25 protein-coding genes are annotated in these 21,661 nt (G+C 65.8%); 14 read left to right on the top strand and 11 right to left on the bottom strand.

The features are described 5' to 3' along the window. Window positions 1-148: 148 nt before the first annotated feature. Window positions 149-775 (top strand): PadR family transcriptional regulator, encoded by a 627-nt coding sequence (locus tag LFT46_RS17370; RefSeq protein ID WP_236799663.1) that lies wholly within the window; start codon window positions 149-151, stop codon window positions 773-775. 3 nt (window positions 776-778) lie between these two features. Here LFT46_RS17370 and LFT46_RS17365 read toward each other — a convergent pair whose 3' ends face one another. From LFT46_RS17365 to LFT46_RS17355, 3 genes are all read right to left on the bottom strand, one after another. After that, window positions 779-2,107, bottom strand: coding sequence for an ammonium transporter (locus LFT46_RS17365; RefSeq protein WP_236799662.1), 1,329 nt, complete (start codon window positions 2,105-2,107; stop codon window positions 779-781). Window positions 2,108-2,432: 325 nt separating this feature from the next. Beyond that, window positions 2,433-3,227 carry a carbon-nitrogen hydrolase family protein gene (locus LFT46_RS17360; protein ID WP_236799661.1) on the bottom strand — a complete coding sequence of 265 codons (795 nt, stop codon included), beginning with the start codon at window positions 3,225-3,227 and terminating at the stop codon, window positions 2,433-2,435. A gap of 82 nt (window positions 3,228-3,309) precedes the next feature. Next, window positions 3,310-3,543, bottom strand: a complete 234-nt coding sequence (locus LFT46_RS17355; protein WP_236799660.1) for a DUF2630 family protein — start codon at window positions 3,541-3,543, stop codon at window positions 3,310-3,312. 85 nt (window positions 3,544-3,628) lie between these two features. Here LFT46_RS17355 and LFT46_RS17350 point away from each other — a divergent pair, with 85 nt between their 5' ends. After that, window positions 3,629-4,027, top strand: coding sequence for a hypothetical protein (locus tag LFT46_RS17350; protein ID WP_236820488.1), 399 nt, complete (start codon window positions 3,629-3,631; stop codon window positions 4,025-4,027). A 25-nt stretch (window positions 4,028-4,052) separates the two neighbouring features. Here the strand turns inward: LFT46_RS17350 and LFT46_RS17345 are convergent, their stop codons facing one another. Further along, entirely contained in the window at window positions 4,053-4,385 is a 333-nt protein-coding gene (locus LFT46_RS17345) for a DUF202 domain-containing protein (RefSeq protein ID WP_236820487.1), read from the bottom strand. Between the two features lie 4 nt (window positions 4,386-4,389). Further along, entirely contained in the window at window positions 4,390-4,794 is a 405-nt protein-coding gene (locus LFT46_RS17340; RefSeq protein ID WP_236799657.1) for a YidH family protein, read from the bottom strand. A 251-nt stretch (window positions 4,795-5,045) separates the two neighbouring features. Between LFT46_RS17340 and LFT46_RS17335 the strand changes: the two genes are divergently transcribed. The 3 genes from LFT46_RS17335 to LFT46_RS17325 all read left to right on the top strand — a co-directional run bounded on the left by LFT46_RS17335 (window position 5,046) and on the right by LFT46_RS17325 (window position 8,510). Next, window positions 5,046-6,071: an LLM class flavin-dependent oxidoreductase gene (locus LFT46_RS17335; RefSeq protein WP_236799656.1), complete on the top strand. Its 1,026-nt coding sequence runs from the start codon at window positions 5,046-5,048 to the stop codon at window positions 6,069-6,071. 143 nt (window positions 6,072-6,214) lie between these two features. Continuing rightward, window positions 6,215-7,312 carry a ferredoxin reductase gene (locus tag LFT46_RS17330; RefSeq protein WP_236799655.1) on the top strand — a complete coding sequence of 366 codons (1,098 nt, stop codon included), beginning with the start codon at window positions 6,215-6,217 and terminating at the stop codon, window positions 7,310-7,312. A gap of 13 nt (window positions 7,313-7,325) precedes the next feature. Then, on the top strand, window positions 7,326-8,510 hold the full coding sequence (locus tag LFT46_RS17325) for a fatty acid desaturase family protein (RefSeq protein ID WP_236799654.1): 1,185 nt from the start codon (window positions 7,326-7,328) through the stop codon (window positions 8,508-8,510). Window positions 8,511-8,579: 69 nt separating this feature from the next. On the opposite strand, the gene LFT46_RS17320 is transcribed toward LFT46_RS17325, so the two are convergent. Both LFT46_RS17320 and LFT46_RS17315 read right to left on the bottom strand, forming a co-directional pair. Continuing rightward, a complete protein-coding gene (locus LFT46_RS17320) occupies window positions 8,580-9,650 on the bottom strand; it encodes a cation diffusion facilitator family transporter (protein WP_236820486.1) in 1,071 nt (356 codons plus the stop codon). Beyond that, window positions 9,647-10,042, bottom strand: coding sequence for an ArsR/SmtB family transcription factor (locus LFT46_RS17315; RefSeq protein ID WP_236799652.1), 396 nt, complete (start codon window positions 10,040-10,042; stop codon window positions 9,647-9,649). The genes LFT46_RS17320 and LFT46_RS17315 overlap by 4 nt, the downstream gene beginning before the upstream one ends. A 162-nt stretch (window positions 10,043-10,204) precedes the next feature. On the opposite strand from LFT46_RS17315, the gene LFT46_RS17310 reads away from it, so the two are divergent. After that, on the top strand, window positions 10,205-11,041 hold the full coding sequence (locus LFT46_RS17310; RefSeq protein ID WP_236799651.1) for an alpha/beta fold hydrolase: 837 nt from the start codon (window positions 10,205-10,207) through the stop codon (window positions 11,039-11,041). A 52-nt stretch (window positions 11,042-11,093) separates the two neighbouring features. Here LFT46_RS17310 and LFT46_RS17305 read toward each other — a convergent pair whose 3' ends face one another. Then, on the bottom strand, window positions 11,094-11,501 hold the full coding sequence (locus LFT46_RS17305) for a response regulator transcription factor (protein WP_236799650.1): 408 nt from the start codon (window positions 11,499-11,501) through the stop codon (window positions 11,094-11,096). Window positions 11,502-11,569: 68 nt separating this feature from the next. Next, window positions 11,570-12,313: a GAF and ANTAR domain-containing protein gene (locus LFT46_RS17300; protein WP_236802943.1), complete on the bottom strand. Its 744-nt coding sequence runs from the start codon at window positions 12,311-12,313 to the stop codon at window positions 11,570-11,572. 253 nt (window positions 12,314-12,566) lie between these two features. Here LFT46_RS17300 and LFT46_RS17295 point away from each other — a divergent pair, with 253 nt between their 5' ends. From LFT46_RS17295 to LFT46_RS17280, 4 genes are all read left to right on the top strand, one after another. Further along, window positions 12,567-13,160 (top strand): adenylate kinase, encoded by a 594-nt coding sequence (locus LFT46_RS17295; protein ID WP_236799649.1) that lies wholly within the window; start codon window positions 12,567-12,569, stop codon window positions 13,158-13,160. 44 nt (window positions 13,161-13,204) lie between these two features. After that, window positions 13,205-14,071 carry an NAD-dependent epimerase/dehydratase family protein gene (locus LFT46_RS17290; RefSeq protein ID WP_236820485.1) on the top strand — a complete coding sequence of 289 codons (867 nt, stop codon included), beginning with the start codon at window positions 13,205-13,207 and terminating at the stop codon, window positions 14,069-14,071. A gap of 38 nt (window positions 14,072-14,109) precedes the next feature. Continuing rightward, complete coding sequence (locus LFT46_RS17285; RefSeq protein ID WP_236820484.1) at window positions 14,110-16,098, top strand: S8 family serine peptidase; 1,989 nt, start codon at window positions 14,110-14,112, stop codon at window positions 16,096-16,098. Window positions 16,099-16,273: 175 nt separating this feature from the next. Next, on the top strand, window positions 16,274-17,071 hold the full coding sequence (locus LFT46_RS17280; RefSeq protein WP_236820483.1) for a phosphatase PAP2 family protein: 798 nt from the start codon (window positions 16,274-16,276) through the stop codon (window positions 17,069-17,071). A 36-nt stretch (window positions 17,072-17,107) separates the two neighbouring features. Here LFT46_RS17280 and LFT46_RS17275 read toward each other — a convergent pair whose 3' ends face one another. Next, window positions 17,108-17,425, bottom strand: a complete 318-nt coding sequence (locus LFT46_RS17275) for a MerR family transcriptional regulator (RefSeq protein ID WP_236799645.1) — start codon at window positions 17,423-17,425, stop codon at window positions 17,108-17,110. A 141-nt stretch (window positions 17,426-17,566) separates the two neighbouring features. Here LFT46_RS17275 and LFT46_RS17270 point away from each other — a divergent pair, with 141 nt between their 5' ends. The 4 genes from LFT46_RS17270 to LFT46_RS17255 all read left to right on the top strand — a co-directional run bounded on the left by LFT46_RS17270 (window position 17,567) and on the right by LFT46_RS17255 (window position 20,527). Further along, complete coding sequence (locus LFT46_RS17270; protein WP_236822069.1) at window positions 17,567-17,992, top strand: Hsp20/alpha crystallin family protein; 426 nt, start codon at window positions 17,567-17,569, stop codon at window positions 17,990-17,992. 65 nt (window positions 17,993-18,057) lie between these two features. Beyond that, entirely contained in the window at window positions 18,058-18,447 is a 390-nt protein-coding gene (locus LFT46_RS17265; RefSeq protein WP_236820482.1) for a DnaJ domain-containing protein, read from the top strand. Window positions 18,448-18,489: 42 nt separating this feature from the next. Further along, entirely contained in the window at window positions 18,490-18,867 is a 378-nt protein-coding gene (locus LFT46_RS17260) for a hypothetical protein (RefSeq protein WP_236799643.1), read from the top strand. Between the two features lie 97 nt (window positions 18,868-18,964). Beyond that, window positions 18,965-20,527 carry a glycoside hydrolase family 1 protein gene (locus LFT46_RS17255; RefSeq protein WP_236799642.1) on the top strand — a complete coding sequence of 521 codons (1,563 nt, stop codon included), beginning with the start codon at window positions 18,965-18,967 and terminating at the stop codon, window positions 20,525-20,527. A 13-nt stretch (window positions 20,528-20,540) separates the two neighbouring features. On the opposite strand, the gene LFT46_RS17250 is transcribed toward LFT46_RS17255, so the two are convergent. After that, window positions 20,541-21,653 carry an App1 family protein gene (locus LFT46_RS17250; RefSeq protein ID WP_236799641.1) on the bottom strand — a complete coding sequence of 371 codons (1,113 nt, stop codon included), beginning with the start codon at window positions 21,651-21,653 and terminating at the stop codon, window positions 20,541-20,543. Window positions 21,654-21,661: the final 8 nt, after the last annotated feature.

Here is a 21,661-nt window from a genome sequence, read left to right as displayed (position 1 = left end):
AGAATACGCTCCTGCACGAGGCGGAAACAGGTGCGGAAAGGTCAGGATTTGGTCACGTCAAAGCGTTGACGGGCGATAGTTACCGATATATCTTTTAACTATCGCTGACGCCAAAGCGACTACCTATCAATGAAAGGACGATGCCACCATGAACGGCATATTTGACGACAAAAATCCCGGCCCTGGATTCGGCCGGGGCCGCTTCGAGCGGGGAAGGGGCCATAAAGGTCCGCACGGGCACAGGGGTCCGGGGTTCGGGCCGGGATTTGGTCCCGGTTTCGGGCCGGGCTTTGGTCCGGGTTTTGGCCCTGGGTTCGGCCCCGGTTTCGGACGGGGCGGCCAGCGGGCCAACCGGGGTGATGTCCGCGCCGCGATCCTCTCGCTGCTGGCAGACGCCCCCTCGAATGGTTACGGACTGATCAAGACCATCGCCGCAAAGACCGGCGGCATGTGGCGGCCCAGCCCCGGATCCATCTACCCCACCCTGCAGCAACTGGTGGACGAAGGCTTGATCGCGGCCCTCAGTGAAGGCCGCGGGACCGAGTTTTCCCTCACCGATGCCGGCAAGGCCTACGTGGCGGAGCACGCAGAGGAAATGGAAAACGCCTGGAACGCTGAACCGGACAGTGCGGACCGGGACTTCCACCAGAGCATTGGCAAGCTGATGGGTGCCATCCACCAGTTCCGCAGTGGAGTGTCAGAGGAACAGCGGGCTGCCGCCATCGAGAAGATGGATGAAACGCGGCGCGCGCTCTACAAGATCCTTGCGGACTAGCTGCTACGCGAAGGAATCTTCCTTGGCGAGCCGTTCCACGGGGACGGCGGCAGGAGCAGTTCCGTGGTGGTGGCTCAGCATGTGGCCCAGGCTGCTGAAGCCGGAACCCATCTCGCCGAAGGCGTAGGCGGTCTCGGCGTGCTCGGACAGGTCCACGCCGGCGGCTTCGGCCTCGTGGCTGACGCGGAAGCCCACGGTCTTGTTGATGATCCGGGCAATGACCGCGGTGCCGATGCCGGACAGGAGCAGGGTGATCACGACGGCGGCTGTCTGGGCGATGAGCTGCTGGACGCCGCCGCCGTAGAAGAGTCCACCGCCCAGGCCGTCCACGGGGAGGGCGATGAAGCCGAGTGACAGGGTGCCGATCAGGCCGGCGCCGAGGTGGACGCCCACCACGTCCAGCGAGTCGTCCAGGCCGAAGCGGTATTTGAGGTCCACGAACACGCAGCACGCGGCTCCCGCCACCAGGCCCAGGCCGATTGCCGCCACCGGGCTGATGTTGGCACAGGAAGGTGTGATGGCCACCAGGCCGGCGACAACGCCGGAGGCGGCGCCAAGCGACGTGGGGTGCCCGTGGCGCATCTTCTCGGTGACCAGCCAGCTCAGCATGGCTGCCGAAGGGGCCACCAGCGTGTTGATCCAGATGAGGCCGGCCTGCTCAGCGCTGGTTGCCGCACCGCCGTTGAAGCCGAACCAGCCAAACCAGAGAATGGCCGCGCCCAGCATGATGAAGGGGATGTTGTGGGGGCGGTGGTTCGGGTCCTTGGCGAAGCCGTGGCGCTGTCCCACGATGACGGCGAGTACCAGGGCTGCCGTTCCTGAGCTGATTTCGACGACGGCGCCGCCGGCGAAGTCGATGACCTGGCCGAAGATCCGGGTGACCGCCCCGCCTGCACTCATTAGTCCGCCGCCCCAGATCATGTAGGCAAGCGGGCAGTAGATCACCGTGATCCACACCGGCACAAACAGTGCCCAGGCGCTGAACTTGGCCCGGTCGGCGATGGCGCCGCTGATCAGGGCCACGGTAATGATGGCGAACGTGGCGCTGTAGCCGGCCTTGAGCAGGTCAGGGGAGCCCATCAGGTTCTGCAGCCCGAAGCTGGTGAAGGGGTTGCCGAACAGCCCAAGGATCCCGTTGCCGGTGGTCATCGAGTAACCCCAGAGGACCCAGACAACGCCAACGATCCCTGCCGAGATGAAGCTCATCATGATCATGTTGAGCGCAGCCTTGGCGCGGGTCATGCCGCCGTAGAAGAGGCCAAGCCCGGGGGTCATCAGCAGTACCATTGCGGCTGAAATCATCAGCCAGACGTGTTGGGCAGTGATTTCCACCGGTGGGTCCCTTCGCAACGTGATCTTGGTGCGGGACCCGATTGGGCCCCGGAGCATTTCCCCCGGGATCCATTTTTGGTGCAGCGTGTTTCAGCTGATGCCCTTTAAAGTTGCGCCCACGTTACACAAATCCCGTGGGCGTGAAGATCACGTGTCGGCAATGTTTCCGGAATGTAAACGGCCTGGTCTCTGCGTTCGGGCGCGAAAGGCGAACACGGCCTCAGTTCCCCGAAACGACGGGGCGCACGGGCCTCTTGAGGTGAGGACCGCCGTCGTACGCTCTTTTGCCTTCTGTTTCGGGGCCGTGAACGGCACCTCACCCGGATCAGAACTTGCGTGCGTTGGCCAGGACCGGCAGCTTGGCGCGAACGTCGTCCACTGTTGAGGGATCGATATCGACGACGGCGAGTTCGGGCTTCCCGCCCAAGGCCACCACGGCCTTGCCCAGGGGAGTGACCACCGCGCTGTGCCCGATGCCGGTGGGCGCTGCTCCGGCCGGACCCGCGCCGATGGCTTCGGGGTCGCCCTGGCCGCACGCAACCACGAAGGTGGTGCTGTCCAGCGCACGGGCGCGCACCAGCAGGTCCCACTGTTCAGCCTTGCCCGGACCCGCGCCCCAGGAAGCGCACACAATATTCACCTGGGCGCCTGCATTGGCGTTGGCCGTGAACAGGCCGGGAAAGCGGACGTCGTAGCACGTGGCCAGGCCGAAGACCGTCCCGTCCAGCTCGAAGGTCACCGGCGCTTCCCCCGCATCAACTGTCTTTGACTCGGTGAAGCCGAAGGCGTCGAAAAGGTGGACCTTGTCGTAGGAGGCCTCCACCCCGGGACCGGTGACCAGCAGCGTGTTGCGGACGCGGCCGTCCTGGCCCGGGGTGAACATGCCGGCCACGACCGTGATCTCCAGCTCCCGCGCCATCCTGCGGACCTCGCTGGCCCACGGCCCGTCGAGGGGCTCGGCGATGCCTTTCAGGGAGTGGCCGAAGGCACGCATGGTCGCCTCCGGGAAGACCACCAATTGCGCACCCGCGTTCTTTGCCTGGGCGGCGTAGTCCCACACCAGTTCAAGGTTGGCGGCGGTGTCTGCGCCGCTGATGATCTGCGCTACTGCGATACGCATGGAAAGGCTCAATCTGTTGGTGACGGAAACAGGTGTCCGGGCCAAGCGGCCCGGACACCCAGGTTGACTCAGTGCGGCGGACTTACTGCCGGTAACCCTCAACCTCGCTGATGGGGCGGGCCTCGGCGTCGTCCGGGTTCTCGCCGGACTCCTTCTTGGCGCGGCGCTGGCGCAGCAGGTCCCAGCACTGGTCCAGGCTCTCTTCCACGTGCTTTAGCCGTGCCGGGTCCGGCTGGCCGCCTTCTGAACCTTCCCGCAGCGAGTGCTCCTCCTCCACCAGGGCCTGGATGTGCGTCAAAATATCCTGATCATTCATGGTTTCCCCTTACTCCGGTCCGGTCCCCTTCAGCGTACGTACCTGGTGCTGAAGCCACCAGTCCCCGCGCTGTACCATCAATTTCATGCCCACTGCGCTGGATATGGCAGGTCCCATCCTGGAGGTCCTCACTTGGTTGTGCCTGCCCGCCGGGCTGGGCCTGCTCTTCTATACCGGCTTCCTCCGCCGCTACGTACACCCCTGGGACGTGGCCGAGGCGGTGGTGTACTCCGATTCCACCGGGGTGGGGTTCCGCTGGTTCGACCGGAAACACCAGGTGCACAACGCCCCCATGTCCCCGTACGACATCAGGGACATGGCTGTGGGCGACACCCTGCCCATCTACTACCACCCCAAACGGCCAACTCAGTGGCAGATCACCCAGCCTGAGGAAGCAGGCCGGACGGCGTCGGTCCTTGGCCGCTGCCTGACCGCTATCGGCTCGGTGGCATTGTTGGCCGGCTTCGTCCTGCCGATGTTCTAGGAGCATCAGCCGGTGGCCGGCACCTTCAACTGACCAGGACCACTGCGATGCCCAGCACTCCCAGGGCGACTCCGGCCAACGCCGTCCACAGCACCGCCGGCAGGTCCGCCTCGATGCTCTCGCCGGCCAGCCCGTGGGACCTCTTCCGGTAGCGGCGGCGCTGGGTGAGGTAGATGGCAAGCGCGGCGCCGCCGGAAACCATCGGCAGCATCAGGATGGGCGCCCCGTACGTGGGAAGCCAGCGCAGGAAGAAGGCGCTCGCCGTCACCAGCGCCAGCATGGTCCGGCCCCACGCGAGGGCTGTCCGTTCGGGCTGGAGCCCGGGATCGCCATGGGGGATGGGTGCGGGGGACGGCACGGAATCAGCGCCAGAGGATAAAGACCAGTACGACGGCGGCGGCCAGTGCGCCTGCCCCGGCCAGGAGGGGCACAAAGAGCGGCAGCGGCAGCGGGGCTTTGTTGCGCATGCTCCGTTCCACCCGGAGCCAGCGCACGGCGGCCCCGCCGCTGAGCATCATGCCCAGCAGCAGCAAAAGGACCGCCAGGCCTTTGCGGACAGGTTCAACGAAGAGGCCCGAAGTGAACGCCTCGATCGCGATGCCGCCCGCCAGCAGCGCAAGGGACGTGCGGATCCAAGCCAGGAAGGTGCGTTCGTTGGCAAGGGTGAAGCGCGGGTCCGGTTCTTCGCCGCCGGGCAGCAGCCGTTCGGCGATTTTTCCGCGCGACGGCGGGACCGCCGGGGTGGACGGCTGCTCACTGTTGATCACCGGGCCAGTTTAGCTGTGCGGGAATGGCGCGGCCGGGCAGCCGATTTGGAAACTAAGCAAGCTTCCTATTATTTTGGTTCCAGCCTCTCCGTTTGGCCCCCCAATCAAGCGGAGAGGCTTCCATCTTCCGGCGGAGGCGGAGCACGGCCTTGTCCGCCAAAATGTTTCAGCGATCGGCAGATCAGCGGTAAGCCCGTGCAGCCGTCATGCCAGCCGGGAATGCAGCCGCCGCCCGCGCAGTTGGGGGAGGTATGGAGCGTATCGGATTCCTTTCATTCGGCCACTGGGGCCCCGGCCAGGGTTCCCGCACCAGGACAGCGGCGGACGCCCTGCTCCAGGGAATTGAATTGGCGGTTGCCGCTGAGGAGATGGGCGTGGATGGCGCATTCTTCCGTGTCCACCACTTTGCCCGCCAGCAGGCCTCCCCGTTCCCTCTCCTGTCCGCCATCGCCGCCCGCACCAGCCGGATCGAGATCGGCACCGGTGTCATCGACATGCGCTACGAAAATCCGTTGTATATGGCGGAGGAGGCCGCGGCAGCGGACCTGATCAGCGGCGGCAGGCTGCAGCTCGGCATCAGCCGTGGTTCACCCGAGCCCGCCTTGGAAGGCGCCTCAGTCTTTGGCTACCGTCCGCAGCCGGGGGAGACCGATGCGGACATGGCCCGTCGCCACACTGATGTCTTTCGCAAGGCCATCACCGGTGCCGGCATGGCCCAGGCCGATCCGCGCTACGCCGGTGGTGCCACCGGACTCCTGCCCATCCAGCCGCAGTCACCGGGACTGGCGGAACGGATCTGGTGGGGTGCCGGCACCAGGAAAACCGCGGTTTGGGCCGCGGAACTGGGCATGAACCTGATGAGCTCAACCTTGTTGACCGAGGACACCGGCGTTCCCTTCCATGAACTCCAGGCCGAACAGATCCAGCTTTTCAGGGAAGCATGGACCGCGGCAGGACACCCCCACGCCCCGCGTGTTTCGGTCAGCCGCAGCGTCCTGCCCATCGTTGATGAAGAGGACAACTACTACTTCGCAGGCAGTGCCCTCCGCGACGGCCGGGACCAAGTGGGCGTCATCGACGGCACCACTGCCCGCTTCGGCAAGAGCTATGTGGGGCCGCCGGACCTCCTGGCGGAGCAGCTCGCTGCCGACACTGCGGTACAAGCGGCGGATACCCTGCTGCTGACCGTCCCCAACCAGTTGGGCGTGGATTTCAACGCCAAGCTGCTGGGCACCATCGCGGAGCACGTTGCCCCGGCCCTGGGATGGAGCCGATAGGACGCTGGGAACTATTAGTGAGACCCAACCGTTACTCTTGAAGAGCGTAGTGGGGGCTTCGCGCCCTACTACTAGTGTGACTGCTGAACGGTCATATGACGGAGAGAGAGAAATATGGCTCGCGCCGCCTTAGGCTTTGACGCATGATCCGGCTACGACAGCTGGCCCAGGCGGCTTCAGTACTCACTACCCCTTTGACGCCCGAGGACGTCCTCTCGCTATTCAATCCGGTCTACTCGGCCCGGCAGTTGCGTGGCGTGGTCACCCGGGTGGTCCAGGAGACCGCCCAGTCCGCCACCATCTTCTTCCGCCCCGGACGAGGCTGGAAGGCGCACCTTGCAGGGCAGTGGGCGCGCATCGGCGTCGAACTCGACGGTGTCCGCCACTGGCGCTCCTACTCGCTCAGCGCACCCGCCGGCAAGGACCCGGCGATCACCGTGACCGACGTCGGTGCCGTCTCCGGCACCCTGGTCCGCACCACCAAGCCCGGGGATGTCCTGTTCCTGGCCCCGCCGCAGGGTGATTTCGTCCTGCCGGAACATCCGCGCCCCCTCCTGATGGTTACCGCGGGCAGCGGCATCACCCCGGTGATGTCCATGATCCGCACCCTCGTGCCGCGGCGCCCGGACGCCGACGTCGTCCTGGTCCACTCAGCCCGCACGCGGGATGACAGCCTGTTCCGTGAGGAGCTGGCTGAGCTTGCCGACCAGTTCCCGAATTTCCGGCTGGCACACTGGTACACCGGCGAGCAGGGCCGCATGGACTTCTCCAGCACCAAGGAGCTGGACGAGATCTGCCCGGACTGGAAGGAACGGGCTGCCTATGCCTGCGGCCCGGACAGCTTCCTGGACGACGCCGAAGCGTTGTGGCAGCGGGCAGCCCTGACAACGCGGGCGCCCGGCACTGACGTGGCGGTGGCCGGCAGTGCCGGCAACCTGATGATCGAACGCTTCAACACCAGCTTCGACGCCGCCGTGGGGCACGACGGCGGCCTGGTCACCTTTGAAGCCAGCGACCGGGAGGTGGAGGCCGACGGCGACACACCCATCCTGGACGTCGGCGAGGACGCCGGGGTGCTGATGCCCAGCGGCTGCCGGATGGGCATCTGCCACAGCTGCCTCACGCCGCTCCTGGCCGGGCAGGTCCGCGACCTCCGTACCGGGGAAGTCCACGGCGAACCCGGCCAACTGATCCAAACGTGTGTCTCGGCAGCCGCCGGACCCGTCAACCTCGAAATCTGAGGAGCAGTACCGTATGTCTGTCATCTCACCCACAAAGACCACTGCCGCCGGAGGGGCCAGCGCCGGCTCATCGAGGACACGCCCCGGCAAGCTCGCCGAGTCCGGAAGCCCCACTGTTCGGCCGCCCGCCGCCGCGCACCTCACCGACGAACAGGTGGCGGAGCTGGGCCGCGAGCTCGACGCCATCCGGGATGAGATCCTGGGCAAGCGGGGCGCGGAAGATGCCGCCTACATCCGCCGCATGATCAAGATCCAGCGCGGCCTGGAACTCTCCGGCCGTGCCGCCCTGCTGGTGGGAAAGAACAAGGCCGCCTGGGTCACGGGCACCACGCTGCTGAGCCTTGCCAAGATCCTGGAAAACATGGAGCTGGGCCACAACATCCTGCACGGCCAGTGGGACTGGATGCGGGACCCGGACATCCACTCCACCACCTGGGAATGGGACTTCGTCACGCCGTCGCGGTCCTGGCAGCACACCCACAACGACCTGCACCACCGCTGGACCAACGTGGTGGGCAAGGACAATGACGTCGGATACAACCTCCTGCGCATGGACGAGCAGCAGCCGTGGAAGCCCATCAACCTGGCCAACCCGCTGTTCAACGCCATCCTGGCACCGGTCTTCGAGTGGGGCATTGCCATCTACGACCTCGAACTCACCGAGTACAAGGAAGGCACCAAGTCCAAGGAAGCCCTGCTCAAGGACCTGAAGGCGCTGGGCAAGAAGGTGGTCACCCAGTTCACCAAGGACTACGCCGCCACGCCCGCCCTGGCAATGCTGACCGGCTCCGCGAAGCAGGCCCTGTTCGGCACCATCGCAGCCAACGCCATCCGCAACGTCTGGGCCCACGCCGTCATCTTCTGCGGCCACTTCCCGGAAGGCACCGACACCTTCACGGAAGAGATGGTGGACGGCGAGACCCGCGGCGACTGGTATGTCCGCCAGATGATCGGGTCCGCCAACATTTCGGGCTCCAAATTCATGCACCTCATGACCGGCAACCTGTCGCACCAGATTGAGCACCACCTCTTCCCGGACCTGCCGTCCAACCGGTACGCCGAGGTGGCCCCAAGGGTCCGCGAAATCTGCCAGCGCTACGGCCTGAAGTACACCACCGGCCCGCTGCTGAAGCAGGTGGGGTCATCCTGGGCCAAGGTCTTCAAGCTGGCACTGCCGGGCAAGACCGCACAAGCCTAGCCAAAATCCCTGAATGCAGAAGTGACCCGGCCGGCCCTGCCCGCCGGGTCACTTCCGCATTTACCTGTGTTACCGCCGGGTGCCCGGAGCCAGGAGCATATGGTCCAGCTTGGGCAGCGCATGCCGGAGCTGGTGCTCCGCGCGGTGAAGGGTCTCTTCCGCCTGCGACAACGCGGTGTCCGCCAGCTCGATGCGGGCCGACCCCTGCAGCCGGTGGCCGGACCAGCGCAGCTGCAGGTGCTGCACTGAAAGCACGCCCGGCGTCCGCGCCAGTGCGGCCTCGGCACGTGATACCAGTTCCGGTTCGATCCCGTCCATCAGCCGGCGCCCGATGCTGCGGACCGTGCCCCACAGCAGCACCATGATGGCGGCGGAGATGACGAGCCCGACGATCGGGTCTGCCAACGGAAAACCGAGCATGACTCCCACGGCGCCGATCACCACGGCCAGCGAGGTAAAGCCGTCCGTCCGGGCGTGCACGCCGTCGGCAACCAACGCTGCGGAACCGATCCTGCGGCCAACCCGGATGCGATAGATCGCCACGGCCTCGTTTCCTGCAAACCCGATCAGGCCTGCCGCGATGACCCAGCCCAGGTTCTGCAGCGGCTGGGGATTGATCAGACGGTCCACCGACTGCCAGCCGGCCACGACGGCCGAGAGGGCCACCACGGCAACAATGAACAGGCCGGCCAAATCCTCGGCCCTGCCGTAGCCGTAGGTATACCGGCGGGTGGCGGCCCTGCGCCCCAGGATGAAGGCAACCCACAGGGGCACTGCCGTCAGAGCGTCGGAAAAGTTGTGGATGGTGTCCGCCAGCAGGGCCACCGAACTGCTGAACAGAACCACCACAAACTGCAGCACCGTGGTGGCCAGCAGAAGGAACATGCTGATCTTGAGCGCCCGGATGCCCTCGGTGCTGGCCTCCATCGCATCGTCAATCGAATCTGCAGCATCGTGCGTGTGCGGGACGAACAGCTCGATCAGCCAGCCCTTGAAACCGGAGTGGTGATGATGGTCGTGGTCGTGGTCGTGGTCGTGGTCGTGGTCGTGGTCGTGGTCGTGGTCGTGGTCGTGCCTGGCGTGGCTGTCCTCGTGGGGATGGCTATGCGTGTGCGTCGACTCCGGGTGCGGCCCGGTCATGAGGCGCTCCTCTCTGCACTGTGTACGGGGGCGCCGGTGTGGGAAGGGACGCGGTGGTGGGCGGGTTCCCCGCCCAGGGCGTGCTCGGCCTGGAAGATGGCGTCGGCCACCAACTGGCGGGCGTGCTCGTTCTCCAGGCGGTACAGCACCCGCGTGCCTTCCTGCCGGGTGGAAACCATCCGGGCGAGGCGCATTTTGGCCAGGTGCTGGGAGACCGCCGCGGGGGACTTGCCCACCACCTCCGCCAGCGCGCCTACAGCCATCTCGCCGTCACGCAGCGCCAGGATGATCCGCACCCTGGTGGCGTCCGCCAGCATGGCGAAAACCTCCACAGCCAGCTCCACGTATTGGCTGTCCGTGCCAAGGGAGCAAGCATTCTTATCTGCATTCATGCGCATATAGTGTCACACCTTTGGCTCCCGCGGCACTTTTGGGCGTACCGCCGCCGTGAAATTCGGGCCTGCTCCCGAGCAGTCGCGCACCCTAGAGTAGGAGGTGCACTGGCGCGGCGCTCTGCCTGCCGCCCTGATCAGTCTCGAAAGGAATACGCCCCGATGGCTTTCATCACCGTAGGTACTGAGAACAGCACTGACATCGAGCTCTACTACGAGGACCACGGCTCAGGCCAGCCCGTGGTGCTGATCCACGGCTACCCGCTGGACGGCTCCTCCTGGGAGAAGCAGACCGCGGCGCTCCTGGGTGCGGGCTACCGCGTCATCACCTACGACCGCCGCGGCTTCGGCAAATCCAGCAAGCCCACAGAGGGTTATGACTACGACACCTTCGCGGCGGACCTCAACACCCTGCTCACCACCCTGGACCTGAACAACGTCGTACTGGTGGGCTTCTCCATGGGGACTGGTGAGGTGGGCCGCTACCTTGGCACCTACGGCTCCGGCCGAGTGGCCCGCGCCGCGTTCCTGGGCTCGCTGGAACCGTTCCTGCTCAAGACCGACGATAACCCCGACGGCGTCCCGCAGGACGTGTTCGACGGGCTCAACGAAGCTGTTACTGCTGACCGCTACGCCTTCTTCACCGAGTTCTTCAAGAACTTCTACAACTCGGACACCTTCCTGGGCACCCCGCGCCTCAGCCAGGAAGCGGTGAACGCCAGCTGGAACCTTGCTTCAAGCGCCGGCGCCACGGCATCCGTTGCCGCCCAGCCCACCTGGCTCACGGACTTCCGCCAGGACATCCCCAAGATCGATGTTCCCGCGCTGATCGTGCACGGCACCGCGGACAACATCCTGCCCATCGATTCCACGGGGCGGCTGTTCGCCAAGGCCCTGCCGAGCGCCGAGTACGTCGAGATTGAGGGCGCGCCGCACGGCATGTTGTGGACCCATGCGGCAGAGGTCAACGAAGCGCTGCTCGGCTTCCTTTCCAAGTAGGCACTGAAGGAAGAAGGGCGACGGCGGCTGCCCGCCGCCGTCGCCCTTCTTCCTAACTGCCGTTCCCGGCCGGGGCGTTGTGCCTGGGCGTGGGTTGTCCCGCCGCCAACTGCCGGGCAAGCTCCTTCAGTTCCCCTGGGTGGAACGGCTTGGTGAGGTAGCCGTCAGCCCCTGATGCCATGCCGGCCAGCAAATCGTCGTTCTCGGAACGGGCTGTCAGGAACAACTGCGGTGCGGTGCTGAGGGCACGGATGGCACGGGCCACTACGTGCCCGTCCATGTCCGGAAGGCCAAGGTCCAGGGTGACCAGGGCGATGGTGGGATCAGCAGCGGCGGCTATGCCCTCTGCCCCCGTGCCCACGGCTGTCACTTCGAAGCCGGCACGGGACAGGACCATTGTGATCAGTTCCCGGATATCGTCGTCATCCTCCACGACAAGGCAAACACGCTGCTGTTCCATTAAGGCCCCCCGGCGAAAAGTTGGCACTAGTCTACTTGTGGCGGAACACGTTGCCGTGTGCCGGCCACCTAACCGTCGTAATGTGTACGCGCAGGCCCCTGGCCCAGGGCATTCACCACAGCAGCGGCCACATCGTGCAGCTTGGTGTTGCGGGTGCTCGATGCCGTCTTAAGGATGCCGAACGCGTCCTGCTGGCTGCACCGGTTCTGGGCCATGATGATTCCCACCGCCATATCGATGACCGTGCGGGATTCCAGTGTGGCGCGGAGGTTCGCAGCGGTTTCGCTGTAATGCGCAAAGCGGACTGCAAGGCGGAGCGCCAGCGAAGTCTGGCTGACGAAATCCTCGGCGAACGCCAGCACACGGCCTTCGAAGCGGTGGGCCCGGCGTGAGTACAGCAGCAGCGCAGCCTTGGTTTCCCCCTCAAGCCGGAAGGGAAGTGCCGCGACCGATTGCACACCCTGGGCCACGACGGCCGAGGAGTATTCCGGCCAGCGCTCGTCCCCGGCAAGGTTCGGCGCGTGCACAGTCTCCTGTGCGGTGATTGCGGTGAGGCTGGGGGTCTCTGCAAACTTGTGCTCAAGCAGGCCGATCGACTTGGCGTCCTGGCTGCTGCTCGCGATTGTCGCCGTTTTCCGCTGCCGGAGCAGGGTGATGGCACATAGCATTTCATCGCCCGGCTCGGAGAGGTTGCGGGCGGACACCTGCGCCAGTTCCGTTAAGAAGTCCTCGACGTCGGAGCTGTTGAGGACCAATTCATGCAGGTGTTCTGTTATGGATGTATCGGTTTTTGCTGTTGACTCGCTGGCCACGGTTCTTGGTGCCATTCGTTCAGGTCAAAACGAGCCTGCAACACACAAACGCCCCGCAACTGGGCGGGGAGCCGGTGATGGTCGCTGGATCGACGAACTTTCCAACGGCCTGCTGCTAAACCGATAACCAGAGTATATACATTCGGGGCGGCGCCAAGCCCACAACCACCCGGGGCCGCGACGCCGTTTGCCGGCGCCGAAAGGGGGTACCGGTCACAATGAAGCGGGCAGCACCTCGGGGAAGGGCAGGAACATGACCAGGCTCCTCATCATCGGCCCACCAGGCTCCGGCAAAGGGACCCAGGCAGAACACTTGGCCAGGCACTTCGGAGTGCCCGCCGTTTCCACCGGCGACATCTTCCGGAGCAACGTCAGCCGGCAGACGGAGCTGGGGAGCCAGGCCGCGGACTACCTGGACGGCGGCCGCTTCGTACCGGACCATCTCACCAACGCGCTCGTGAAGGACCGGCTCCTTGAACGCGATGCCCGGCACGGCTTCCTGTTGGACGGGTATCCGCGGACGCCACCGCAGGCAACGGAACTCGACAACATGCTCGCGGCGCAGGGGCATGCGCTGGACGCCGTCATCGAGCTGCAGGCGCCGGATTCGGAACTGGAGGAGCGGATGCAGCGCCGCGCCTCGGAACAGGGCCGAACGGATGACACCATCGACGTGTTCCGCCGCCGGCTGGACCTCTACCGCCGGCAGACGCATGAAGTAGTCTCGGTGTACGCGGGCCGGGGCATCCTGGTGTCCGTCAACGGCAGCGGCGATCCGGGAACGATTACCGGCCTGGCAATCGCCGCCGTCGAACAGTTCCTGGCAGCCCCGCGTCCCCCGTCCTGACCGAAACACCGCACGGAGAAGCACTCGAACAGAAGGAAACACTGATGAGAATTGCCGTTACAGGCGGAAACGGAAAGCTGGGGCGGCACGTGGTGCGCCGGCTCACCGACGACGGCCACCAGGTCCTTACCCTGGACCGCGCGGGTGACCGCAGCCCGGGCCTGCTGGTGGTAGACCTACGCAACTATGGCCAGGTGGTGGACGCGCTCTTGGGCGTTGATGACCGGCATGATGGGTTCGACGCCGTGGTGCACCTGGGTGCCATTCCCGCCCCCGGCATCCTTCCGGACGCAGCAACGTTCGAAAACAATATGCTCTCCACCTACAACGTGTTCCAGGCCGCGCGCCGCGCAGGCATCAAAAAGGTGGTGTATGCCTCCAGCGAGACCGTCCTGGGGCTGCCCTTCGACATTGACCCGCCCTACATTCCGGTGGACGAGGAATACCCGCCCCGGCCGGAAAGCACCTACTCCCTGGTGAAGCGGCTGGAGGAGCAGATGGCCGTGGAAATGACCCGATGGGATCCTGAGCTGAGCATCACGGGCCTGCGGTTCTCCAATGTGATGGATGAGGCCGACTATGCACGGTTCCCCTCCTTCGACGAGGACGCAACCCTGCGGAAGTGGAACCTCTGGGGCTACATCGACGGCAGGGACGGTGCACAGGCCGTGGCGCGGGCTCTGGAGAACGCCAAACCGGGATTCGAAGCCTTCATCATTGCCAATGCCGATACCGTCATGAGCCGGCCAAGCGCCAGCCTGGCGGCAGAGGTCTTCCCCGGCGTCAAAGTCACCAAGGACCTGGGCGAACACGAAACGATGCTGTCCATCGACAAGGCGCGGCGCCTGCTGGGTTTCGAACCCGAGCACAGCTGGCGGAACCACGTGCCGGCAACCAACAGCGCCGGCTAAAACCAGCAAAATCGCCGGCCCGCAGGAATCCCGAAGGGTTGGCACAGGATCATCCAAGGAGCCGGAAGCCATGCGCTTCCGGCTCCTATCCTTTTTGGTACAGCCACCGTTGGTCCGGTTCCGCGGGGGAGGATTCTCCAGCCAGGGACCGGCCACCCAGCCACCACGAGGACCCCAAAATTCGTACCCGATCCTTCCTGCTGCCTGCCCTCGCGGCGCTGCTTTCCGCCGTCGCCCTTTCCACCGCGTCCCTTCCAGCCGTCGCCGCCCCTGCCTCCCCGGCAGGTTCCGGCGGAGCCGGCAACGCAACCGGCCGCTACATCGTCCAGTACGCGCCCGGAACCGATGTCGCTGCGGAGGTGTCCGGACTCCACGGCCAGGGACTCGCCGTCGGCCGCACCTTTGAGCACGCCATCCGCGGCGCCGTCGTCACCGCCAACCCGGCCCAGGCGGCTGCCCTTGCCAAGTCCGGAAAGGTGCTGTCCGTGGAGCCCGATGCACCCGTCAAGGCCTCCGGGACCGAGCAGCCCGCCCCTTGGGGCCTGGACCGCGCCGACCAGCGCGCGCTCCCTCTCTCGGGTTCCTACTCATGGACCGCTGCCGGAGCCGGCGTGACCGCCTACGTGGTGGACACCGGCATCCTGGCCTCACACACCGACTTCGGCGGCAGGGTGGCCGCCGGCTGGACCGCCGTGGCGGACGGCAACGGAACCACCGACTGCAACGGACACGGCACCCACGTGGCCGGAACCGTGGCAGGCTCCACCTATGGCGTGGCCAAGAGCGCCACCCTGGTGCCGGTCAGGGTGCTTGACTGCAGCGGATCCGGATACAACTCCGACGTCGTGGCGGGCCTGGACTGGATCGCCGCCAACCACGCAGCAGGAACCCCCGCCGTGGCCAACCTCAGCCTGGGCGGAGCCGCCAGCAGCACGGTGGACAATGCCATCCAGGCCGTCCTTGACGACGGCGTCACCACCGTGGTTGCCGCCGGGAACTCTGCCACAGACGCCTGCACCACCTCTCCCGCCCGGGTTCCCGGGGCCGTCACGGTGGCAGCCAGCGACTCCGCCGACAAACAGGCATCGTTCTCCAACTTCGGATCCTGCGTGGACCTCTACGCTCCCGGCGTCGGCATCACCTCCGACTACTACACCTCCACCACTGCCACGGCATCCATGTCCGGAACCTCCATGGCAGCCCCGCACACGACCGGGGCTGCGGCCCTCCTGTTGTCCCAGAACCCGGCCCTGACGCCGGCGGGGGTAGCGGCCGCCCTGGTCTCCAACGCCACGCCCGGAGTGATCAGCGGGGCCACCACCGGAACCCCGAACCGCCTGCTGTTCACGGGTACCGACGCAGCTGCTCCGGCACCTGCCCCCGCCCCTGCACCAACCGTCACGTCCGTATCGCCCGCCGGGAAGGCAGCGGCGGTGGCAGTTGACACCAACGTGACGGCCACCTTCAGCACCTCGGTGCAGGGCGTTTCCGCTGGAACCTTCGTGCTGCGGAACGCGGCCGGCAGCAGCATCACCGCGGCCGTCAGCTACAACGACACCACCAGGACGGCCACCCTTGACCCGGCCGCAAACCTGGCCGCAGATGCCACCTACACCGCAACCCTGGTGGGCGGTACCTCGGCCATCCGGGATGCCGCGGGTACGCCGCTGACCACTACCAGCTGGACGTTCACCACGGGCCCCGCGCCCACGGTCACCAGCTACAGCCCTGGCAGCAATGCCCTCCTGGTCCGCAGGAGCAGCAACGTCAGTGCCACGTTCAGCGAGACGGTCCAGGGGGTTGGTACGGCCACCTTCACCCTGAAGAACGCTTCCACCGGGGCGGTGGTGGCGGCAACCGTCTACCGCAACGGCACCACCAACCAGTGGATCCTCGATCCCCAGGCAGCATTGGCCGCCAAGACCCGGTACACCGTGACGCTGACCGGTGGCGCCACCGGCATCCAGGACCTGGCAGGGAACCCGCTCGCCTCCCGCAGCTGGCAGTTCACCACCGGCTCGTTCTAGCCGCCAACCTGCCGGACCACCGAGGCGCCCGCCCTGGACCAGTGTCCAAGGCGGGCGCCGTGGTGTCCAGCCCTGATGGAGTGAATGGCGGTTCACCGGGATAATCTTCAGCCTAGGCATTTACCATGGCCGTTATTCGGCATGGCTAAAACAGGGCGCAGGGACGGGCAGCACATTGGCACATAATTCAACAGGTTCCGCAGTCAGGGAAAATGGCAACGGCCGGTGGCGTACTTTCCATGAGAAGTTCGTGGTGGAGGAGCGGTATATCGACCCTGCCGACCGGCGCCGCCTCTACCGGACGTCGGTGGTCCTGGCCGTGGTGGGGCTTGCCCTCTTCATTGCCACGCTGGTCAGCGTTGTCCAGGCCGACGGACTTTCCTTCGCCGACCACCCGGTGCATGACTGGCTCCTGACGACACGTTCAGCGGCAGTGACGGCCATCATGATCTTCCTGGCGGTGTTCTTCGGCCCCGTCGCGCTGCCCATCATCATCCTGGTGGTGATCCTCATCTGGGGATTCGCGGCCAAACATGCCTGGCGCCCCATCCTGCTGGCCGCGGCCATGCTGGCCGGGGTGATCATCTCCCAGATCATCCTGCATATCGTCCAGCGCTCGCGCCCACCCGTGGACCAGATGCTGTTCGGTGCGGACCAGACCTTCTCGTTCCCGTCCGGGCACGTGCTGGGGGCCTGTGACTTCCTGCTGGTGGGTGCCTACCTGATCTTCTCCCGCCACAGGAACCCGCGGGCTGCGGTCTTCGGATTTATCGGCGCCGGGATCGGGATCGTCCTGGCCATCGCCAGCCGCCTGTACCTCGGATACCACTGGCCCACGGACACGCTTGCTTCGTTCTCCCTCTCGCTGCTCATCCTGGGCGGCGTCATCGCCCTGGATACCTGGCGAACCGCCCGCGTCCCCGGGGAACCTGTCACCGGAGAGCTGTCAAAGGAAGAATCTTCCCGGGAGTGAAATCTGCACTCCGGGCCTGGTCACTGCCGGGCCTGGTCACTGCGGCCGGGAACGGGCGCGCTTCAGGGCGCGGTGGAGTTTAACGTTCGCTGCCTCCAGCTCCAGGACCTTGGCAACGCCCGCCAGGTTCAGCCCTTCTTCGAGGAGCTCGCCAATCCGCAGCAGCACGGCAATATCATCTTCGCTGTACTGGCGGGTTCCGCCGGCAGTCCGCGACGGTGTCAGCAGCCCCTTTGTTTCATAAAGCCTGATGTTCTGCTGTCCCGTTCCTGTTAGCTCGGCCGCCACCGAGATCGCGTACAGCGCCCTTGAGCCGGGGGAGCGGGCGCTGCGTCCTGCATCAGGTCCTGCCATTTCTTCTCCCAAAATCGGTCCAGCCGGTGTCTTGCTTCAGTTTCCCACCAGTGCTATAAAAAATCTATATCCACCACCATAGATTACGCGGAGGTGGGTAACCACAGATCCAACACCTGGAAGCTGAAGGAGTGGGAAATGATGTTGATGCGTACCGACCCGTTCCGTGAGCTGGACCGGCTCACGCAGCAGGTCTTTGGAACCACCGCCCGCCCGGCTGCCATGCCCATGGACGCCTGGCAGGAGGACGGCGAATTCGTGGTGGCGTTCGATCTTCCCGGCGTGAAGCTGGACTCGCTGGACCTGAACGTTGAACGGAATGTCCTGACCGTCCGCGCGGAGCGCCAGGACCCCACACAGCCCAACGTCGAGCTGGTGGCCTCGGAGCGTCCCCGCGGTGTGTTCAGCCGCCAACTGATCCTGGGCGACACCCTGGACACGGAGAAGATCAAGGCCAGCTACGACCAGGGCGTCCTGACCCTGCGGATTTCGATGGCTGAGCAGGCCAAGCCACGCAAGATCGAGATCAAGACCCAGCAGGGCGAGATGCACCAGATTGGCACTTAGATCCATGCTTTCCAGCCCGTGCCCCTGCCTTCCCGGCAGGGGCACGGGCTGAAGAGGAGGCTGGGATGACTGACCCCCCTGATTACTACGCCATCCTGGGGGTGGGCCGTGATGCCACCCGGCAGGACATCTCCCACGCGTACCGCGCCCTGATGCGCAGCCACCATCCGGACATGGACGGCGCCCGCGCTGACAGCGATGGCGGCGGGGGCGCGCAATCGAAGGCGGACAAACCGGCGAAGAACGTGGACCCTGGACAGGGGGACCAACTCCTGCGGATCATGCAGGCGTTCAACGTGCTGGGGGACCCGGAACGGCGTGCCGAGTACGACAGGAAGCTGGCGGCACCGGCACCCACGATCATTCCCGTCCGGAAAGTCCGCAGTACCCGGGGACCGTCCGGGCCCGTCATCCGCATCACTCCGGTGCGGTGGGAAAGCGGACCCTGGGCCTGAACACACAACCTTTCAACGCTTTCCAAGGAGGCGGAACACCGCATGAGCGAGTGGCGGCGCTACGATTCACACCTGATCCCCGCGTTCCATGAACGTTTTGAGCAGCGGTGGGGCGCCGGCACCGCGCCCTTCCTGGACCCCGAGGCGCATGAACAGCCGCTGCCCCGGGCACAGTGGATCAACCCGGCCACGGGTGCCGCCCTTGCCGTCGTCCCGGTCTGGACCGCCGACGAGCGGCAACAGCGCTCGTTCGGGGTGTTCTACCTGCCGCCAGGCGGGGACATCTGGGTCCTCCGGCCCGGGTACACCGGTTACCTGGAACCATCCGACGGCGACACCGAGCATCTCGTGACCCTGCGCAATGATGCGTTCCGCAAAGCAGTGGCGCACGCCAAGGAGTTTCTTTTCGGTTCGCAGTAGCAGCGGTGCCGGGCGCGGGTTGCTGCTCGTCAGCCGCCCTCCGCTATGACATTCTGGGACGTACCCTGACCACCGTGACCAAAAGGCTGGACCCCAAATGCACATCTCCGCCAAGGACCTCGCAGCACTCATCCCCCCGGGGTTCACCCTTGGCGTTGCCACCGCAGCATTCCAGATCGAGGGGGCACTGGACGAGGACGGACGCGGTCCAGCAGCCTGGGACAGGTTCGCAGCCAAGCCTGGTGCAATCGTGGAGGACCACAGCCCGGTGGTGGCCACAGACCACTACCACCGGATGCCCCAGGACGTGGCCCTCCTGAAGCAGCTGGGCGTTGACTCCTACCGGTTCTCCTTCTCCTGGCCGCGCATCCAGCCCGGCGGCACCGGTCCCGCCAACCGCGCCGGCCTGGCGTTCTACGACCGGCTCCTGGATGAGCTCCTGGCCAGCGGCATCTCGCCGATGGCCACCATCTACCACTGGGATACACCCTTGGAACTGGAGGAAGCCGGCGGGTGGATGAACCGGGACACCGCCTACCGCCTGGGTGAATACGCCGCCATCCTGGCCGAGGCGTTCGGGGACAGGGTGGCCCGCTGGGTCACCATCAACGAACCGGCGACGGTTAGTGCCAATGGCTATGCATTTGGGCTGCATTCGCCGGGCAAGGAGCTGGCACTGGGCGCCTTCCCCACCGTCCACCACCAGCTGCTGGGCCATGGGCTGGCTGTCCAGGCACTGCGCGCGGCGAAGGTGCCGGGCGAAATTGGCATGACCAACGTCTACTCACCCATGGTGCCGAACTCGATCAACCCGCTGGACAAAATCAGCGCCGGGATCATGGACCTGGGCCAAAACCGGCTTTACGCGGACCCCGTCCTCACGGGTAAGTACCCGGACCTGATCCGTGCCGCAAAGTTCTTCAGCTCCTTTGAGCACCCCGAAGAGGACATGGAGATCATTTCCCAGCCCCTGGACTTCTACGGGCTCAACTACTACATGCCCACCAAGGTGGCGGCCGGGCCGGGCGGCGGGACCGTTCCGTCAAGCATGGCGGAGGCCATGGGCAGCGACCTCAGCGCGACGGGCAGCGGCGCAACGCCGTTCCACGTCGAGACCTGGCCGGAAGCCGACATCACCGCCTACGGCTGGCCGGTCAAACCGGAGTACATGGCGGTTGCCCTGAAGGAAATGGCAGAGCGGTACCCCAACCTGCCCCCGGTGATCATCACCGAAGGCGGCGCCAGCTTCGAGGACATCATTGTCCGGGACAAGTCCACCAACACCCGCTTCATTCCGGACGAACGCCGGCTGAAGTACCTCTCCGACCACCTGGAAACCGCGCTGCGCGCAACGGCGCCGGGCGGCGTGGCGGAGTCCATGGATCTCCGCGGCTATTACGTGTGGTCCTTCCTGGACAACTTCGAGTGGTCCGCCGGCTACAACCAGCCGTTCGGCCTCCTGCACGTGGACTTCGAAACGCTGGAGCGGACCCCCAAGGCGTCCTACTTCTGGTTCCAGGAACTCATCGAGGAACGCGACCTCGCCGCAGCGGCGGAGCTGGCCATCGCCCAGGCAGTGGTCCCGGATCTTCTGGTCGAGGAAGGTGTGGAGGGCACCGAAGCGCCCGACGACGGCGCGGCGCTGGGTGCCAGCGCCTAGGGACCGGGGGGTGTCAGCCCCGGAGCAGGTCCAGCATGGCGAGCTGCTTTGCGATGCCGGCGCCGTCGGGGGAATAGATCCAGGGCACCCTTGAGGTGCTGTGGTCCCCGTCTTCGGAGTGGCCGCCGGCGAAGACCGACTCGCTGACGGACAGTTGACGAATGGCGATCGCCGCAACCTTGTCCGGGTTCTCAGCCGCGAAGGCGGAGTAGATGGCCTCGTCGTGCTGGCCGTTGTCGCCGATCAGGAGCCACCGCATGTCCGGAAACTCCTGCGCCAGCCGCTCCAGGTTCCGGTGCTTGTGGTCCTGCCCGCTGCGGAACCAGCGGTCCTGGGTGAGCCCCCAGTCCGTCAACAGCAGCGCGCCCTTGGGGTACATGTTGCGGGTCAGGAACCGTGCCAGCGTGGGGGCGGCGTTCCAGGGCCCCGTGGACAGGTAGATGATCGGGGCTTCAGGGTGCTCGATGGTCAGCCTGTCCAGCAGCACGGCCATGCCCGGGGTGGCCATGCGGGCGCGTTCGCTGAGCACGAAGGTATTCCACAGCGCCAGGAAGGGCCGGGGCAGGGCGGTGACCATTACGGTGTCGTCGATGTCGGAGACGATGCCGAATTCCACTCCGGGGGCGATCACCTGGATCAGTGCCTCTGCCGGCTCGGTACCCTCCGCGCGGAGCACTGCGGTGTGCCAGCCGGGGGAGAGCTTGACATCCACCTCGGTGTCGATCAGCCCGCCCCGGTCCGCCGTGACGTGGGTGACCACGTCCCCGATGGTGATTTCGACGTCGCTGTACTGCAGCGGCACCCCGGTGAAGGCGCGCCAGCCGCGGACGTTCTGGTTGCCGTTTTTCGCTTGGTGCTCCGCCTTGCTGCCCGGCTGCGGCTTCTGCGTCAGCAGCACCCGCCCCAACACCCGCACCCGGGTGGTGGAACCGTAACCCTGGTAGGCGATGGTCTGCGGCACGAACTTCCACCGTTGGGCGAGCTGGATCCTGACGTCATTGAGAGCGTCGGACAGCCGGTGTGCCAGCCGGAAGAACTGGCCTCCGGAAAGCGCAACGCGGCCCTTGGTGTTGTCCCGGGGCGGGCGTGCCGTGTCATGGGCGGGGTTCTGCGGAGCCGTGTCCATGGCACCAC

Source organism: Arthrobacter sp. FW306-07-I (assembly GCF_021800405.1).
Taxonomy (GTDB): Bacteria; Actinomycetota; Actinomycetes; order Actinomycetales; family Micrococcaceae; genus Arthrobacter.
Note: the sequence above shows the minus strand (reverse complement) of the source record. Positions and strands in the feature narration are given on the sequence as shown.